This window comes from Paenibacillus sp. P22, assembly GCF_000469945.2.
GTDB lineage: Bacteria > Bacillota > Bacilli > Paenibacillales > Paenibacillaceae > Paenibacillus_O > Paenibacillus_O humicus.
On sequence record NZ_CBRA020000116.1, the window covers coordinates 1 to 16,757 of the forward strand.

A 16,757-nucleotide genomic window follows, 5' to 3' on the forward strand; every position below is an offset into this window, starting at 1 on the left:
ATTCCATTTTCCATTCTCACATCAAATAGCGTTTCAAATTCTCTGTTCATTTGTTCCCACTGATCGTCTGTCAAAATTGTTAACTGAGGAACATTAATAAGACTAGCAAAGTTGTCCGTACCAATCGTTGATATAATAGATTTTGTATTATTTATCAAATTTCTTATCGTATTTACAAGCATTACACCATCATTTTTTACCAACTGTCCATAAATAAACTCCTTAACTCTTTGATAACTAAGATTCTCCATATTTTTAAAACTCCCGTCCTTTAAACATTTCGCTTTTCAACAAACTTGCAATAAAACCGGGATCAATATCTAATGTGTTTAATTTATCAAATATATAAGTCGCATCTTGTTCCTTCATAATATTGCGTTGGTCAATATTTTGAGGATTTTGTTGCAATTGTGCCTGAATAGCTTCAAGCGGAAGATAAGCCTGCAATCCATTTAAATATAGATCCAACACATTTAAAAGTTCCTCATTCTCCACTTTTGACTTTAAGAGTACCAACAATGGATGCTGCTGATTTATAGAAAATGCAATCTTCCCCCCTACGCTCGACAATTCCCAGAATCTAGTAGTAGACTTATCCTCTATCTTTCTGCCTCTGCCTGTGTAAGGCCTCGATCCTATCTCGGTACTCTGTTTGATTATCCTTTTAAGATCCGCTTTCAGTTCATTGACAGGACTTGCAGACGACTTTTTTTATATCAATCTGCCAGAACTTATCTTGATCATTTGGAATGTCTATCTTGATTCGCACCAATTTATGAGCATCAATTGCTTTATGAATGCCCCACCAAGTCCCATGAATAAGCAATCGATTAGATCGGTATAAGTAAAACCCCTGTGCTTTTGTATAACCTTCTTCCGTCCCATACCTCTCGTATTCAAGCGGAGTTACTTTTGAATGATGCGGTAAAATAAAAGGCTGAACCTGTACAGTTCCCCCTTTGAACTTGATCTGTTCAGCAGATAACTGCTGTGTGGATGGATGATTAATATTAAATGGGTTTAATGGCTCTAACTTGTTTTGATTTACTTCTATATTTAATCGGCCACGTCCTTCAAGGAAACGATGAAACACTAATGATAAATGGTTTCTCAACGAGTCAATAGTATGTGCTAAGGCCTCCTCGGTAAAACCATCGATATTCTCCCAAATCACTAATGTTCCGTTTTTTTTGTTTGGCTAGTTTTTTATATAGAGGAAAGTCTTCGTAATCCGATTCATCTGGTGTTATCAACAACCATCTATTCTCTTTGGCTAAATAGTCCAAATCCCACTGTCTAAGGAACAGTTGATCATTTTTTTTAGATATCACCGTGAGTGTCTTGCATTGGGAGAACGAAGCTGTTTTCAGACCCAATCCAAAGCGGCCCAAATCATCTTTATTCCTGATATCATCCGGACTTTTGGTTGCAAGTCTCATAGCTTCTTTTAGCTCTTCCTCGTTCATTCCTAAACCATCATCTAAAATTGCAAGTGTCATGTATGGTATAGTAACAGCGACAATATCTATATTTTTTGCTTTGGCAGCTATGCTATTATCAATAATATCTGCAACAGCGATTTGCGTGGAATATCCAATGTCTCTAATTGATTTCACAAAATTATCAAGATTCGGATTGACTTCTTCTATATGTATCACGTTCACCTAATCCTCCATTCATGCCTTGCAATTCTCAATCCAATTCAAAGACAAACTTAATTCATTTTCACCATCTACAAAGATCTAGTTATATTGGTAATCGAATAGGGCTGATTCTGTATCTAAATAGTAATCGGAATTATATACCTAATTGTGTAGAATATAGTCCGAATTGTCTAGTGCAAAGTTCCCTGTTCATGACGCTAAATTCAAAAGATGCCCGCACCTATTATGCCCAAAGCACTAGATACACGGGTGTCGGGGACCAAATACTCGATAGAAAAAATATCGAAATCCCTCCTATTATCCGAGCATACAAAAGCAAATAGAACTCTGCAGGCTTACAGCACCTTTGAAGTGCATCCCTTATTAGTGGACATTGAAAAAACACCCTAGTGTTTAAGTCGATGAAACTATAGGGGGTGCTTTTCATTATGGCGAAAAAGGGGCAAAAATTTCTAACGTACAGCATGGAAACGAAGATGAAAGCCATTGAGATGCGATTACAAGGAATGACGGCAGTGAACATTGCAGAGCAGCTGGGAATAGTTGATGCGGAACGGGTAAAGGTCTGGATGCGTCGTTGCAAACAGATGGGTGAATTCGTACTGACAGACTCCCGAGGAAAGCTTAAAGAATATGTCGATGAGAACCGTTATGTGAAACGGCTTGAAATGGAGAATGCCGTCCTAAAAAAGTGGTTGGCCATTACGAAGGCGGAGGTGTACCAGAAAAGTGTAGACTCGTTGAAGAGCTCCGAGAGCATTTCACCGTTACGGAGCTTTGCAGAGCGGACTTTCCAAGAGCGGATTCTATGCCTATCTTAAACGAAAAGCGGTAGATGAAGACCAGCCATCCAAAGAGGTCATTCGTGCTACCTTTGAACGCTATGAAGGCATTTATGGCTACAGGCAAATTCAACTGTTTATGTATCAAGATCATCATGTATGGATGAACCATAAGAAGATCCTGCGCCTCATACATGAAATGGGACTGCAAGCAAAGATACGACGTAAATTCCGTCATCATCGCGCATGGAGTTTGGGTGATCGGGTTGTGAGGAATGTGCTGGATCGCCATTTTGAGGCACATGCACCCAATCAGAAATGGGTCACAGACGTTACACAATACCGAGTGAAAGATAGCTGGTTAGGCTGGGCTAATCGTTCACAGCGATCAGGGATCCCAGTACACGTACTACGACTACCACGACATGCTGCAAAAGGTTGGTGCCCAAAATCAGCATGTCTCGCAGAGGCAATTGTTACGACAATGCCTCCATGGAGAGCTTCTTCTCCCATTTGAAGACGGAATCACTCTATCCTTATGATATCCGATCGATTGAGGAAGCACAAAGAAGAATTGAAGAATATATTCATTTTTTCAACAACTATCGCCCGCAGAGAAAATTAAATAAGCTGTCTCCGGTACAATACCGAAAACAGCTTATGGGGTAGGTTTTTTTCTAAATGTCCACTAAATGGGGGATTGACCACCTTAAGCAGAGTCTTTTCACCCATCAAACCTCAGCAGTTCACTTCAGATCCAATCTCTTCGCCAAATACTCCTTCAAATTCTCATCGCAGCAATAAACATAACAGCCCTTCATCCCTCTGGTCAGAAGCACCTTGTAAATATTCGCCACCAGCTTAGTCAGTTCTTCTCCCTTGTCCTTCAAGCCCTTTTTGCCGCCGGTATCCTTGTACTCTGCGTAATCGGCATAGAGCTTCGTCGCTTCCGGATCATATTTTAAGTCGTTGCCAATGATTACGCCAACATAATCAAACTCAAGTCCTTGAGTGGTATGGATGCAGCCGATCTGATCCACCCCTGCTTGATGTACAGCCCATGTGGTCTGTATATCCTCTCCATTCCAAGGCATGGCGAAGTCATGTTCAGGGATCAAGACGTCATTGATTTCACCGTGGGAGTTCCCTTTTTTGGTCCATGTCCAGGCAAATCCTGCTGTCATCCTGGCCTTGTGGCCTTCAGCCTGCTTCTGCTTGATTTGGCTGAGCACATCATGAGGAGAGTCGAACATTTGGAATTCAAACGAGTCCTTGTCCCAGCCGTTGTAATTGCCAGTGTCCCGTATATGGAGGACATCATCGATCCAATTCAGGTATCCATCGGCGCCGGAGCATCGGAACTGCGCATGAAGCTCGTATTCGTAGACGATCGATTTCCGCTCATTGGCCACCCGTTTGATTTCTGCAACCGTGCCGATATCATTAAGCCTTACTCTCTGATAATCATCTACGAAGAACACGTTTACCCGCGAGCTTTTGATGATGTCATCCACTTGATTGACACCCTTGTACATATAAGTTCCTTTTCCCTTTAGACGATGCGCTTCATCGACGATCAGGACGTCGAATTCATTCTCTTTGGCTTCCACAAAGCTTCCTGAACCCATAAACAGGTTCTTTGTCCTTGCTTTGGACAAGGCGCCCTTTTGAGCAAGCATCTCCACCATGACATTTCGGAAGGATTGGTTGGGAGCGACGAATACGGTATTCAACCGCTCTCGCAATAGGCCTCCAAGAGCATTTATGGATATGACCGACTTCCCTGTTCCCGGGCCGCCTTTTACAATGATCGTAGCGTCATGATCCTGTTGTTTGGCATGGCTCATGATCGTTTCGAACGCTATCTTCTGTTCATCCAGAAGAACAAAGTTCTCATTGCCATTGAACAATCCATCGATATGGTCGATCAGAGATTTGGAAGGGACTATCCTTCCATTCTCGATTTCATATAGCAGCTCTACTCCCTTGCCCTTGCCTACATAGTTGAACAGGAACTCCTGCAGCTTCCTGACCTCATCGGAGAAAAAGAGAGGCGCTTGAGAAACAAGCTTATGATACGGTTCCGACTTCAGCGGTTCCGGATCCTTCTGACGATAGTTATGGAGAAAGGCTATGGAATGGCCTTTCATTTCGGACTTGTATACATTCTCGTTCATGTCGTACATGAACTGTCTGTAGGACCAGGCCTGATAGGACGGATGCGTCGTCTCGCGGATGGATCCATTGATGTACGTCTTCACGATGTCTTCCTTGGTGCTGGCTTCTGCCGATTCCCATTGCTTGAGCTCGATGATGATGAAGTTCTTCTTATCTTCTTGGTCTCTTCCCGCAATGACAAAGTCGATCCGCTTGCTCGTGGAAGGAATATTGTATTCGATCAGTACTCCGCAATCGTCAGCTACCTTCGAATTACGAATGACTTTATCCATGAATTGCATCGAGTTGTTCCAGGCACGCCACTCCGATTGGGCGGGGCGTTTCCCCAGCTTATTGATATAGGCCTGCTCAATATTGGGTGCGATTTTATTCTCGGATACATCTTCCTTGAATTTCTCTACCGAGCTGCTGTATACAATCATGGACATCCTCCGGTTAAGCAATGATAGAACTGATTATGGTCTATAAATCCTGAATTATCCAGATAAAATATACCTGCTAGTTGCCGTAGCGAAAAGAGCAGATTTCAAATTCAGAATCGAAAGATATAGCAGAAGCTTGAAGTCATACCCGACAATAAGATGCCGGGCATAGCGGTCCTGCAAGGAGAAGCTCATACGATCAGCTGGATGTTCAGCGCCAGCAGACGAACAAGCAAGTGGGAACTGAGAAATAGAGAATGCGATCGGAAAGAAGAAAAGCCCGAATGTCCTATCGCTGGGCATTCGGGCTTTTTGATTAGGGCTTTACTTTTCCAGCGTCCGTGCAACTATGCGCGCCAGCGCCGAGTCGGCTTCGATCTTGAGCGGGAGCGCGATGACCTCGAACGCCCCCTGGCCGTCAGAAGATGGTTGTTTTACCCATCCCGGCCGATCTCGCTGGACTGGACGAGCACCGTCTCCCGGTCGCCGGGGTAGACGGGAAGATCGTGGCGCACCGCATGGGTCAAATCGATCAGCACGGCCCGTCTCCTCTCCGCTGGGAAGCAATCTCCTCCCGCATGCTCATGATCAGATCCTCCAGACTCATCGTTCCGAGATCCCCTTCACCGCGCTTGCGTACCGCTACACGGCCCGAAGCAGCCTCCTGCTCGCCGAGCACCAGCATGTACGGCACCTTCTGCAGCTGGGCTTCGCGGATCTTGTAGCCGAGCTTCTCCGTACGGACATCCGCCTCGACTCGGATTCCCGCTGCCTGGAGCTGGGCCTTGACCCGGAGCGCATCGTCCAAATACTTGTCGGATACCGGCAGCAGCCTGACCTGTACGGGCGCCAGCCAGAGCGGAAACGCTCCCTCGTAATGCTCCGTCAGAATGCCCATGAACCGGTCGATCGACCCGTACACGGCGCGGTGGATGACGACAGGCGTATGCTTGCCTCCGTCCTCGCCCACATAGGAGAGGCCGAACTTCTCCGGCATCTGGAAGTCGAGCTGGATCGTGCCGCACTGCCAGCTCCGCTTGAGAGCGTCCTTGATATGATAATCGATCTTCGGCCCGTAAAAGGCTCCGTCGCCTTCGTTCAGCCGATACTTCACGCCGCGGCTCTCCAGCACCTGCCGCAGGGAGCGCTCCGCCTCCTCCCATAGCTCCTCAGAGCCCATCGAGTCTTCCGGGCGTGTGGACAGCTCGATCTCGTAGGTGAATCCGAACACCGTGTACACATGGTCGATGAGCTCCATGATGGAAGCGATCTCGCTCTCGATCTGGTCCGGCCGCACGAACAGATGGGCGTCGTCCTGGCAGAACGTCCGGACTCGCGTCATGCCGCTCAGAGCGCCGCTGAACTCGTGGCGGTGCACCTGGCCGAATTCGGAGATGCGGATCGGCAGCTCGCGGTAGGAATGGAGGCTGTTTTTGAACACCAGCATATGCCCCGGGCAGTTCATCGGCTTGAGCGCGAATTCCGCCTCGTCCACCTGCGCGAAATACATGTTGTCCTTGTAATGGTCCCAGTGCCCGGACTCCTGCCACAGGCGCTTGTTCATCATGAGCGGCGTCCTCACCTCGTCGTAATCCCGCCTGCGCTGCAGCTCCCGGGCGAAATCCTCCAGCTCCGTGCGGATCGTCATTCCGTTCGGCAGATAGAACGGCATCCCTGGCGCTTCCTCGGAGAACATGAACAGGCCGAGCTCTTTGCCGAGCTTGCGGTGATCCCTTTTCTTCGCTTCCTCCAGCAGCTGCAGATGCTCTTCCAGCTCGGACTTCTTGAAGAAGGCCGTGCCGTAGATGCGCTGCAGCATGGGACCGGCCGAATCCCCGCGCCAGTACGCTCCCGCCACGCTCTGCAGCTTGAACGCCTTCACAAGCCCCGTCGAAGGCAGATGCGGACCGCGGCACAAATCCTCGAATTCGCCCTGAGCATACAGAGTGATGACGGCATCCTCCGGGAGATCCTGAATAAGCTGAACCTTGTAAGGCTCCCCCTGATCTCGGAAGAGGGCAAGAGCCTCCTCCCGGCTCGCCTCTCTCCGGATGATCGGCAGGTTTTCCCGGATGACGGCTTCCATCTCCCGCTCGATGGAGGCCAGATCCTCGCTGGACAAGCTTCGTTCCATGTCGATGTCGTAGTAGAACCCGTCCGCGATGACCGGACCGATGCCGAGCTTGACGGCTTCTTGGCCGTACAGCCGCTTGAGCGCCTGGGCCAGAATATGGGCCGTGCTGTGGCGGTAGATTCCGAGTCCGTCCTCGCTGCTCAGTGCGACGATCTCGACGAGCGAGCCGTCCCGTACCGGGACTCCGAGATCCGCCAAGCTTCCGTCGATTTTTGCCGCGACAGCCTGCTTGGCAAGTCCTGGGCCGATCGACTCTGCGATATCCCTGCCCGTGGTTCCCTGCGGGTACCTCCTTGCGTTTCCGTCTGCCAGCCGAATGTTGATGTCCACGATTTCTTCCTCCCTTTCCGAATATTGAACGCATGCTTGCTGTTCGCCGCCTTATCCGGCAGCGGACGCTGGCGCCGGAGGGGAAGAGCAGCCGACAACTGCTTTTCGCCCAACAAAAAAAACGCCTCCGTCCCTGGAAAGGGACGAGTGCGTTCAGCTCGTGGTTCCACCCTTGTTCGACAAGCAGGCGCTAGGCGCAAAGGCGAAAAAATGCCCTGCGTGCGGAGCTGCGAGTCCTCATGGAATCGGGTAACGGGGATCGGCCGGTGCCGCCTACCCACCCGCAGCGCGGGCTTCGGCGGACGGCTGCGAAGGGGTAATCCACGCCCGGTTCCCGGGGAAGCTTGCAGCCTGGGCTTCCCTCTCTGTGCCGTCCGGTATCGGAGATCATGTCTTCGGTCATTGCCGTCTCATATTCGATTAGGGACTATCTTACAAACACGAATCGGCAATGTCAAGACATGACCGCGGCCGATGTTTGAATTGAGACCGCATTCGTTGATAGACTAGGAGAAGAACCATCGGCAGCTGCGGCTGCATAACCCCGTTAGGAGATGAGCCCTTATGCCAACCATGATTTGTCTGCACGGACTCACGCCAGAACTCGAACAGCAGGTGCGCGATGCCGCGCCGGGCTGGAACATCGTATTCGGACGGCCCAAGGAGCTGGAGGACGCCCTCTTCCGTGAAGCCGAGATCGTCTGCGGCTGGAGCCCTGCCGTCGAGAAGGAATCGCTCGGCGAAGGCGGCAGCCTGAAATGGCTCCAGTCCTGGTCTGCCGGCGTGGAAAAAATGCCGCTGGACAAGCTGGAGCAGGCCGGCGTCATCCTAACGACGGGCAGCGGCGTCCATCCGGTCCCGATGTCGGAGACGGCGCTCGGCATGATGCTGGCATTCTCGCGCAAGCTGCATCTGTCAATCCGCGCCCAGATGAGCGGCGAATGGCAGGAGCGCAGCGGTCATACCGAGCTGTACGGACGCACGCTGGCCGTCATCGGAGCGGGCGAGATCGGCACCGAGCTCGGCCGCATCGCCAAAGCGCTCGGCATGACGACGATTGGCGTACGCAGCACGGCCAAGCCGACCCCGCATATGGACGAGGTGTTCGGAATCTCGGATCTGACTTCCGTTCTGGAGCAGGCGGATTACGTCGTGAATGTGCTGCCGCATACATCCGAGACGGAAAACGTCTACGGCAAGAAGGAATTTGCAGCGATGAAGGACTCCGCCGTGTTCATCAATATCGGACGCGGCAAATCCGTCGATACGGATGCCCTCGTCGACGCTCTGCGCTCCGGCGCCATTGCAGGCGCGGGCCTCGATGTAACCGAGCCGGAACCGCTGCCGCAGGGCCATCCGCTCTGGGAGCTGGAGCAGGTCATCATTTCCCCGCATGTCGGCGGCGACACCGACCGCTATAAGGAGCGCATTGCGGCGCTGTTCATCGAGAATCTCAAGGAATATGTGAGTACCGGCAAGCCGGCGCGGAACATCGTGGATTACGGCCGGGGCTATTGAGGAAAGCCGGCAATCGAGATTAAGGCATAAAGAGGCCGCCTTTAAGTCAACCGTTGACTTGGGTACGGCCTCTTTTCGGCTTGCATCCTACTCTCGCTTCAAGATTGGAACGGGAGCGAGGGGCTTTTCCCTCTCTGCGCAGGACTTTCGCTTATATTGAATTCAATTCCATGTATTCCTGCCCTGTACGAGCCTTGAAATAATGGTATAACCAATCGCGTGCAGGCGAATTAGACGATTTTTTCGGCTCTAGCGACTCATCTGCAGGCGAGTTTCAAGCAGACTGCCTGCTGCGTCCTCGGCCTCGAACCGCTAGTCCACCACGACCGGCCCAAAACCGGATTTACGGCCATCCAGGTTTGCCATGGGCCAACCCAAAAAACCGCGCTTCTCCTGTCGAAGGAAAAGCGCGGTTTTTTTGATTGAGGCAGCGGCCAGCGCAGCTCTCATCATCGGTCAAGGAAATGCCACCCCTCCAATTGGGAAGGAGAGATACCGGCCGCTAGAGGAACCCCGTCGGCTCGCCGAAGACGCTCCGCACAGGAAGCTTACTCCGAAGACGCTTTACACGGGAAGCTTACTCCAAAGACGCTCCGCACAGGAAGCTTACTCTGAAGACGTTTCGCACAGGAAGCTTACTCCGAAGAAGATTCGCTCGAAAAGCTTACTCTCCGGAAAGTCTCAGCTGACGAACCAGACGGGTCAGATGCTCCAGCGCATAGAGCACGCGCTGCTTGACCTTGTCCTGCTCGGGCTCGCCGTCTTCGCCGAAATTGCGGTTGTCTCCGCCGATGGAGACCCACTCCGTGCAGTTGATGCCGTGCAGGTTGCGCACGATCGTCTGGAGCTGCGTCAGCGAGCTGACTCCGACAGCTCCCGCCGCGGAGCTCGCGACGAGCACCGGCTTGCCTTCGAACTGGGCAGAGCCGAGATAATCAAGCGCGTTTTTGAGCGTACCGGAGAAGGAGCCGTGGTACTCCGGCGTGCCGAGGATGAGGCCGTCGGCTTTTTGCGCCGCCTCGACCAGCTGCTTCACATTGTTTTCGAAGTACTCCATCGTCTCGGGAGAAGTGAAGATCGGAAGCTGGAGCTCCTGCGTAATTTCGGGCTGATCCGCGGAATACAGCGGCAGCGGAAGCTTGTGGAGATCGATGAACGTCACCTCGATGTCCTGCTTAATCAGCTCCTTCTCCATATACCGAAGCAGCAGCGTACTGGTCGAATTGATCCGGTTTCCTCCGGCGATAACGGCAATATTCATGGTTCTCTCCATCCCTCCGGCTCCCATAGGCTGGAAGCTTTTTTCTTTATTATACTCGATCCTCCTAGTTTCTCAAGTTATTTCTTTACTTAGTATCAAACGGACTGCTTCCGGTTCTCGTCTTGCCCGAAGGATGCCGCTTGGCTGTCCTTGTAGCCGGCTTTGATCCGAAACGCGACTTCCGTTCCTTTGTCGAGCGGCTTGAGATGGATGCCGCCGCCCATCCTCTGGACGAGATTTTTGCAGATGGCAAGGCCAAGCCCCGTCCCTCCGTACAGACGGGAGATGGACGAATCGGTTTGTCTGAACGGCTGGAACAGCAGATCGAGCTTATCCGGATCTACGCCGATGCCGGTATCCGCCACCAGGAACTCCACCTCGATCTCCGAGCCGCTGCGTCCCGTCTCCCTGACCTTGACCGCGATTCCGCCCTCTTCCGTGAATTTAACCGCATTGCTGATCAGGTTGGTCAGAATCTGGCGCAGTCTCATCTCATCCCCGACAAGCACTTCCGGGAGCCCGGAATCCAGCTCCAGCAGAGCCTGCAGCTGCCGCTCGCGCATCTTCCCGATGAACAGCTGCATGGAATCCAGGACGACGTCCCGCAGCGAAAAGGGGTCGGAAGCAAGCGTCATATGGCCCGACTCCATCTTGGAATAATCCAGCACGTCGTCGATGACGGCCAGCAGGTTGACCCCGCTCCCCCTTATGATATGCACATATTCCCGTTGTTCCTCGCTAAGCTCCGTATCCAGCAGCAGGTCGCTCATGCCGAGCACGCCGTTCATCGGAGTCCGGATTTCATGGCTCATCACAGCCAGGAACTCGCTTTTGATTTTCAACGCTTCCTCCGCCTCGGTCTTCGCCTTCAACAACTCCCTCTGGGCCGCATTGCGCGGGGTCAGATCCTTGGAGATCGTATATATGTCGGCTACTCCCGAGCCGGCATTCCACGGGACGAAAGCCGTGGACAGCTCCAGCTCCCGTCCTTCCTTCGTGATGATTCGGACCTCCGCCGTCTGGGTCATCCCTTGCCTTGCACGCAGAAAGCTGCGGCTGACACGCATGGCGTCGTCGGGATGGATCAGCTGCCAGAACGAAAGTCCCGCCAAATCCCCGAATCGGTATCCCGTCAGCTTGAGGGCGGCCGGATTAAGCCGAATGAGCTCGCCCTCCGGATTGAACAGGCAGACCATGTCCGGGTTATGCTCGAAGATCGAATCGTAACGGCTGCGGCTTCCTCTCGCCTCTCTCCAGGCCGCGCGCTTTTCCAGGGAGAGACTAAAGCTGATCAGCAGCAGCGTGACGATGACCAGGATGAACATCCATGAGAACATGCCGATCCACTCATTCACAGCCAGCCCCTCCTTCCGTTCTCCATTGTTACAGGACATTAACCTAAGGAATGGGAACATAACCGATCGTTCCATGGAATCTGCCGACATGAGGGACATCGTCAGGACGAAATGAATGGCTGATTCCGGAGAGAGCGTTCCGTTCCCCAAGCCTCCTTCCTTAAAGCGCTCCCGCTTCGGTTCATTCCTGTCCGGGCAGGGTACAGGAACACGACGACTCTTTTTTCCTATTCCATCATCAGACAGGAGAGATTGCCTTATGGCGAACAAGCTTGAAGGTGCCGAACTGGAAAATAAAATTGCCGAAGCCTTGCACAAATACGAGTACGGCGTGTTGTCCACGATCGAGGACGACAAGCCGCGCTCTCGTTACATGGCCGTCTTCCATGACGGACTGAACGCCTTGTTTCTCGCCGACCGCAGATCCCATAAGGTCGATCAGCTGGAGGACAATCCGCATGCCAGCCTGCTGCTGGGGCTCGAGGGGCGCAAGCATCCCGGGGTGATCGTGGACATGCAGGGGACAGCGAGCATTAAAAAAGACGAGGGCATCGTGAAAGAACTCTGGGAAGATGACATGAGCCAGTATTGGGACGGCCCCGAGGACCCCAACATCGTCGTGCTGGAGCTGAAGCCCGAGACGATCGTTTATACCGAAGGACACAACGAGCAAAGCGTCTGGAAACGGAGCTAGGCTCAGCCTCAAAAAACGGGGTATTTGTTCAACCAATCCGGATGCAGGCCGGATTGGTTTTTTCTCATGATGACAGCAATCCTCCTGTTTGGGCAGAGTCGAACGCGGCGACCGTCATGGGACAGAACGTCTACGTCTCCGGCAATGTCGCCGAGCTGGGAGGCTGGGACACGGCCAAGGCCGCCGGCCCCGCATCCGCGGCAAGCTATCCGAGCTGGACGCTGACCGTCGCGCTGACCGAGGGCTCCGCGATCGAGTTCAAGGCGATCAAAAAAGACGCCTCCGGCAGCGTCGTCTGGGAAAGCGGCGCCAACCGCGCCTATACGGTCAGCGCAGACAATCCGAGCGTGACGTTCGCTTTCCGGAACTGACGGCTAGTCACTGCAGCAAGGGCGGGGCAAGGCAGAAATTCTGCCTTGCCCCGCCCTTTTTTTCCGAAGACCGCCTACCCCCGCAGGAACAGCGCGCCTACCGCCAGCGACAGCAGGATGCCCCATACGGCGTTCAGCTTCAGATATTGAACCATGATGAAAAAGACGGCCGCGATCAGAAACGGCAGGAAGCTGACGATCCCGTTCGCCGGCTTGAAGGCGAACTTGGAGAAATCATAGGCCAGCATCGCCATCATGACGAAGATGACGGGCTGGATGCCCTTGATCATTCCTTTGATGACGGGGTTGTCGCTCAGCTTGATCATGATGCCGGAGAGCGCGACCATGACGAGCGCCGTCGGCAGCACGACCGCGACGAGGGCGACGGCGCTGCCCGCCACTCCGCCGACCTTGTAGCCGATATAACCGGCAAGCTTGGTCGCGATCGGTCCCGGCAGCGCGTTGCCGAACGCCAGCGCCTTGCCGAATTCCTCCGAGCTCATCCAGCCGTAGCGGTTGACGACCTGATCCTGGTAGATCGGAATGATGGACGGCCCGCCGCCGTAGCCGAGCAGCGTGGCGACGCCGAAAGAGTAGAACAAATTCCATAATGTAGAGAGCATAAGACGAACTTCCTTTCCTAGTGGAGCCGAGCCGGCCTACCAGCCGATGGCCATGCCGTCCCCTCTTGGATCGGCCGCGCCGGTCAGCAGCCCCTCGCCGCTGATGACGATGCCCTGCGACTGGCCGGTGACGCCGTCCCAGGCTCCGACGAGCTCGACCGCGTGGCCCCACTGCTCCAGCGTCCGGGCGGTCTGCTCCAGGCCGCGGTTCTCCAGCTTGAGCGAATCGCTGCCCGAGCCCCAGGTCCGGCCGTAGATCCAGCGCGGCAGCGCCAGCGCTTCCTGGATGCTGCAGCCGTAGTCGAGCAGGCCGGTGATGACCGACAGCTGCGTCTGCGGCTGGCCTTCGCCGCCCTGCGTTCCGACGAGGGCGTACGGCTTGCCGTCCCTCGTAATCATGGCCGGCATCAGCGTATGGAACGAGCGCTTGCCGGGCGCGAGCACATTGGGACGCGCCGGATCCAGCGAGAAGAACGAGCCCCGGTTCTGCATGAGCACGCCGGTCTCCTCGGGCATGTAGGCCGCCCCAAAATCATAATACAAGCTCTGGATAAAAGATACCGCATTTCCTTCCCCGTCCACGACTGCCGCATACGCGGTATCCTGGCCCATCGCCGGAGACAGATGGGGAGCCGGATCGGGGAAGCTGCGGTCGATTTCCTCATACAAATGCCTGGCATAGGATTTGGACAGCAGCCGCTCCAGCGGGATATGCGCGAAGTCGGGATCCGTCAAATAGCGGTCGCGGTCGCGGAACGTCTTTTTGACCGTCTCGGCCATGAGATGGTAGAACTCCGCGGATTCCCTCGGCACGGCCGACAAATCCGTATTTTCCAGCACGTTCAGCATCATGAGCGCCGAGAACCCCTGCGAGTTCGGCGGCATCTGATGAACGTCATAGCCCCGGTAGTTGACGGAGATCGGCTTCACCCATTCGCCTTGATGGGAGGCGAAGTCCCCTTCCGTCAGCAGGCCGCCGTCGCGCCGCATGCCGTCTACGATCCTCTGCATGACGGAGCCGGAATAAAAGGCGTCCCGGCCGCCGGCCTGCAGCTCCCGCAGCGTGCGGGCCAGCTCCGTCTGGATCAGCCGGTCGCCGATGCCGAGCAGAATGCCATGAGGGAGGTAGATCTCCGCGAGCGGAGCGCAGGCCGCAAGCTCCTTACCGTTCGCGAGCATCCAGCGATGCAGGTTCGGAGAGACCGGGAAGCCCTTCTCCGCATACTGGACGGCGGACTCCAGCAGCTCTTCCCACGGAAGGCGTCCGCTGCGCCGCCATACTTCCCACCAGGCGTCGACCATGCCCGGCACCGTGATGGAGCTGCGCACCCCGCGCTGGGGAATGGCGCTCTCCCCCGCATCGAGGTAAACGCCGGGATGCAGCCCGCTGCCGGCGCGGCCGCTGCCGTTGTATCCTTGCAGCCCGCCGCTCGCCGCATCGTAGAGCATGAAAAAGCTGTCTCCCCCGACACCGGTCATATGGGGATACACGACTCCAAGCGACGCGCTGATCGCTACCGCCGCATCGGCGGCGCTGCCTCCGCGCCGGATCATGTCGCGTCCGACCTCGCTCGCGATGTAGTGGGGAGCCGCCACCATGCCCTGGTAGCCCATCGGCATGACCGGCTTCATGACACCGCCTCCTCATAAGCCTGCAGCGCCGCCTGCACGGCCGCTCCTGCAGGCAGGTCGGCCCCGTGCCGCAGCAGCACCGCCTCCAGCGCACCGAGCAGCAGCAGAACGTTGCGCCTGCTGCAGCTGAAGCCCATCGTGCCGATCCGCCAGATCCTCCCCTTGAGCGGACCGAAGGAGCTCGCGATCTCGATGCCGAACTGCTCCAGCAGCATGGACCGCACCGATTCGCCGTCGATGCCGGCCGGTATCTCGATGCAGGTGACGACCGCCAGCTTGCAGGCCGGATCTCCGTAGAAGACATGGCCCATGGCGCCAAGGCCTGCCATCAGCGCTCCTTCATGGAGGCGGTGGCGGGCGAAGCGGGCTTCCAGCCCTTCCTCCAGCACGAGGCGCACGCCTTCGCGGAGCGCATACAGCATGGAGGTCATCTCGGTATGGTGGTTGAGCCGTGCCGGACTCCAGTAATCCTGCAGCTGGCCGAGATCGAGGTAGTTGCTGCGGATGACGCTCCGCCCTCCCTCCGCCTCGGCAGGCGGCTGCAGCAAGGCGCGCCTTGTTGTGGCAGAGCTTGCGCTGGATGCGGATGGCGCTGACGGGGATGATGCTGACACGGATGGCGCATAGGCAGCCGGCGACTGCAGGCCGCGCTCCACCCGCTTGCGCGCGAGCAGCTTGCGTTCGGCGCGGTCGTTGTAGGTGACCGGCGCCATGCCGGACGGCACGGAGAGGCACTTCTGCGCCCCTCCGATGACGGCATCCAGGCACCAGGCATCGGTCTCGACCGGCACGCCGCCGAGCGTGGCGACGGCGTCCACGGCGATCAGAATATCCCGGTCCCGGCAGGCGCGGCCGATCTCGGCGAGCGGCTGCACACGGCCCGTCGATGTTTCGCCGTGTACGATCAGCACAACCTGCGGCCTGCATTCCTCGATAGCGGCGATGACTTCGTTGGATTCAAAGACAGTGCCCCATTCTTTCTCTATTGTATAAACCTCCGCCCCGAGCCTCTGGGCGATTTCCTGCAGCAAATAGCCGAACCGTCCGAAAATCGGGACGAGCACCCGGTCTCCCGGCTCGATCAGAGCGGTCAGCACCGCCTCGATGCCGGATCTGGACGTGCCGTCGACCGGATAAGCCCAGCGGTTCGTCGTCCGGAACAGCTCCCGCAGCATCTCCATCGTCTCGTTCATGAGGCCCGTGAACTCCGGATCGAACTGGCCGAGGATGCCGTGGCTCATCGCCCGCAGCACCCGGGGATCGACCTCCACAGGTCCAGGCGTCATGATGATTCTCGGAGACGGGGACAGGTCGGCATATCGTTTCATGGCACTCTCTCCTCATAAGCTAGCTCGTATAATACGTCCATCAAAACGGCCAGCCCCCGCTTCAGGTCCTCAGGCTCCGTATATTCCAGCGGGGAATGGCTGATGCCGCCGCGGCTCGGCACGAACAGCATCGCGGTCGGGCAGATGCCCTGCAGCAGCTGCGCGTCATGCCCGGCTCCGCTCGCCATCCGGCGGCTGCAGAGGCCGAGGCCCGCAGCCGAAGCTTCCAGCATGGCCGCAAGGCCGGGATGCATCGGAGCCGGAGCCGCATCCATCCACAGCGTGGATTCCAGCTTCAAGCCGCGGCGGTCCGCGATCGCGCCGAAGGTGCGGAGCAGCCCGCTGCAAAAGGCGTCCAGCCCGGCTGCATCGTCATGCCGCACATCCAGCGTGAATGCCGCCTCGCCCGGCACGACGTTGACCGTGCCCGGCTGCACCTCGATGCGCCCGCAGGTCGCGACGAGC

General features: G+C 55.3%; 18 protein-coding genes. 6 read left to right on the plus strand and 12 right to left on the minus strand.

All coding sequences use genetic code 11. From position 1 onward, the window contains the following. The 4 genes from BN871_RS16265 to BN871_RS29165 form a co-directional block, all read right to left on the minus strand. On the minus strand, positions 1 to 251 hold a 251-nt coding region (locus BN871_RS16265), incomplete at its 3' end, for a hypothetical protein (RefSeq protein ID WP_048747359.1). 4 nt (positions 252 to 255) lie between these two features. Then, on the minus strand, positions 256 to 516 hold the full coding sequence (locus BN871_RS29155; protein ID WP_232313116.1) for a hypothetical protein: 261 nt from the start codon (positions 514 to 516) through the stop codon (positions 256 to 258). Positions 517 to 682: 166 nt separating this feature from the next. Beyond that, positions 683 to 1,174 carry a hypothetical protein gene (locus BN871_RS29160; RefSeq protein ID WP_232313120.1) on the minus strand — a complete coding sequence of 164 codons (492 nt, stop codon included), beginning with the start codon at positions 1,172 to 1,174 and terminating at the stop codon, positions 683 to 685. Then, positions 1,119 to 1,664, minus strand: coding sequence for an ATP-binding protein (locus BN871_RS29165; protein WP_232313118.1), 546 nt, complete (start codon positions 1,662 to 1,664; stop codon positions 1,119 to 1,121). The genes BN871_RS29160 and BN871_RS29165 overlap by 56 nt, the downstream gene beginning before the upstream one ends. Positions 1,665 to 2,092: 428 nt before the next feature. Here BN871_RS29165 and BN871_RS28465 point away from each other — a divergent pair, with 428 nt between their 5' ends. The 3 genes from BN871_RS28465 to BN871_RS30270 are packed head-to-tail and all read left to right on the plus strand — an operon-like array spanning position 2,093 to position 3,115. Continuing rightward, complete coding sequence (locus BN871_RS28465; RefSeq protein ID WP_021877731.1) at positions 2,093 to 2,485, plus strand: hypothetical protein; 393 nt, start codon at positions 2,093 to 2,095, stop codon at positions 2,483 to 2,485. Further along, positions 2,442 to 2,963: an IS3 family transposase gene (locus BN871_RS30265; protein WP_157060314.1), complete on the plus strand. Its 522-nt coding sequence runs from the start codon at positions 2,442 to 2,444 to the stop codon at positions 2,961 to 2,963. The genes BN871_RS28465 and BN871_RS30265 overlap by 44 nt, the downstream gene beginning before the upstream one ends. Then, positions 2,939 to 3,115: an IS3 family transposase gene (locus BN871_RS30270; protein ID WP_374725889.1), complete on the plus strand. Its 177-nt coding sequence runs from the start codon at positions 2,939 to 2,941 to the stop codon at positions 3,113 to 3,115. Before BN871_RS30265 ends, BN871_RS30270 begins: the two co-directional genes overlap by 25 nt. Positions 3,116 to 3,192: 77 nt before the next feature. Here BN871_RS30270 and BN871_RS16280 read toward each other — a convergent pair whose 3' ends face one another. Beyond that, positions 3,193 to 5,046: a DUF2075 domain-containing protein gene (locus tag BN871_RS16280; protein WP_048747361.1), complete on the minus strand. Its 1,854-nt coding sequence runs from the start codon at positions 5,044 to 5,046 to the stop codon at positions 3,193 to 3,195. Between the two features lie 532 nt (positions 5,047 to 5,578). Then, positions 5,579 to 7,510: a threonine--tRNA ligase gene (thrS, locus tag BN871_RS16285; protein ID WP_048747362.1), complete on the minus strand. Its 1,932-nt coding sequence runs from the start codon at positions 7,508 to 7,510 to the stop codon at positions 5,579 to 5,581. Between the two features lie 564 nt (positions 7,511 to 8,074). On the opposite strand from thrS, the gene BN871_RS16290 reads away from it, so the two are divergent. Next, positions 8,075 to 9,028 (plus strand): D-2-hydroxyacid dehydrogenase, encoded by a 954-nt coding sequence (locus tag BN871_RS16290; protein ID WP_021877735.1) that lies wholly within the window; start codon positions 8,075 to 8,077, stop codon positions 9,026 to 9,028. Positions 9,029 to 9,692: 664 nt separating this feature from the next. Here the strand turns inward: BN871_RS16290 and BN871_RS16295 are convergent. Both BN871_RS16295 and BN871_RS26235 read right to left on the minus strand, forming a co-directional pair. Next, a complete protein-coding gene (locus BN871_RS16295) occupies positions 9,693 to 10,289 on the minus strand; it encodes an NADPH-dependent FMN reductase (protein ID WP_048747376.1) in 597 nt (198 codons plus the stop codon). A 95-nt stretch (positions 10,290 to 10,384) separates the two neighbouring features. Then, a complete protein-coding gene (locus tag BN871_RS26235) occupies positions 10,385 to 11,644 on the minus strand; it encodes an ATP-binding protein (protein WP_053086995.1) in 1,260 nt (419 codons plus the stop codon). Positions 11,645 to 11,903: 259 nt separating this feature from the next. Between BN871_RS26235 and BN871_RS16305 the strand changes: the two genes are divergently transcribed. Then, entirely contained in the window at positions 11,904 to 12,338 is a 435-nt protein-coding gene (locus BN871_RS16305; protein ID WP_048747364.1) for a pyridoxamine 5'-phosphate oxidase family protein, read from the plus strand. Positions 12,339 to 12,379: 41 nt separating this feature from the next. Further along, entirely contained in the window at positions 12,380 to 12,709 is a 330-nt protein-coding gene (locus BN871_RS16310; protein WP_021877738.1) for a carbohydrate-binding module family 20 domain-containing protein, read from the plus strand. 74 nt (positions 12,710 to 12,783) lie between these two features. On the opposite strand, the gene BN871_RS16315 is transcribed toward BN871_RS16310, so the two are convergent. The 4 genes from BN871_RS16315 to BN871_RS16330 form a co-directional block, all read right to left on the minus strand. Continuing rightward, a complete protein-coding gene (locus BN871_RS16315; protein WP_048747368.1) occupies positions 12,784 to 13,332 on the minus strand; it encodes a chromate transporter in 549 nt (182 codons plus the stop codon). A gap of 36 nt (positions 13,333 to 13,368) precedes the next feature. Beyond that, positions 13,369 to 14,964 (minus strand): gamma-glutamyltransferase, encoded by a 1,596-nt coding sequence (gene ggt, locus BN871_RS16320; protein WP_048747370.1) that lies wholly within the window; start codon positions 14,962 to 14,964, stop codon positions 13,369 to 13,371. Beyond that, positions 14,961 to 16,292, minus strand: a complete 1,332-nt coding sequence (locus BN871_RS16325) for an alanine--glyoxylate aminotransferase family protein (protein WP_021882088.1) — start codon at positions 16,290 to 16,292, stop codon at positions 14,961 to 14,963. Before BN871_RS16325 ends, ggt begins: the two co-directional genes overlap by 4 nt. Then, on the minus strand, positions 16,289 to 16,757 hold a 469-nt coding region (locus BN871_RS16330), incomplete at its 5' end, for a M20/M25/M40 family metallo-hydrolase (protein WP_048747372.1). The genes BN871_RS16330 and BN871_RS16325, both read right to left, overlap by 4 nt.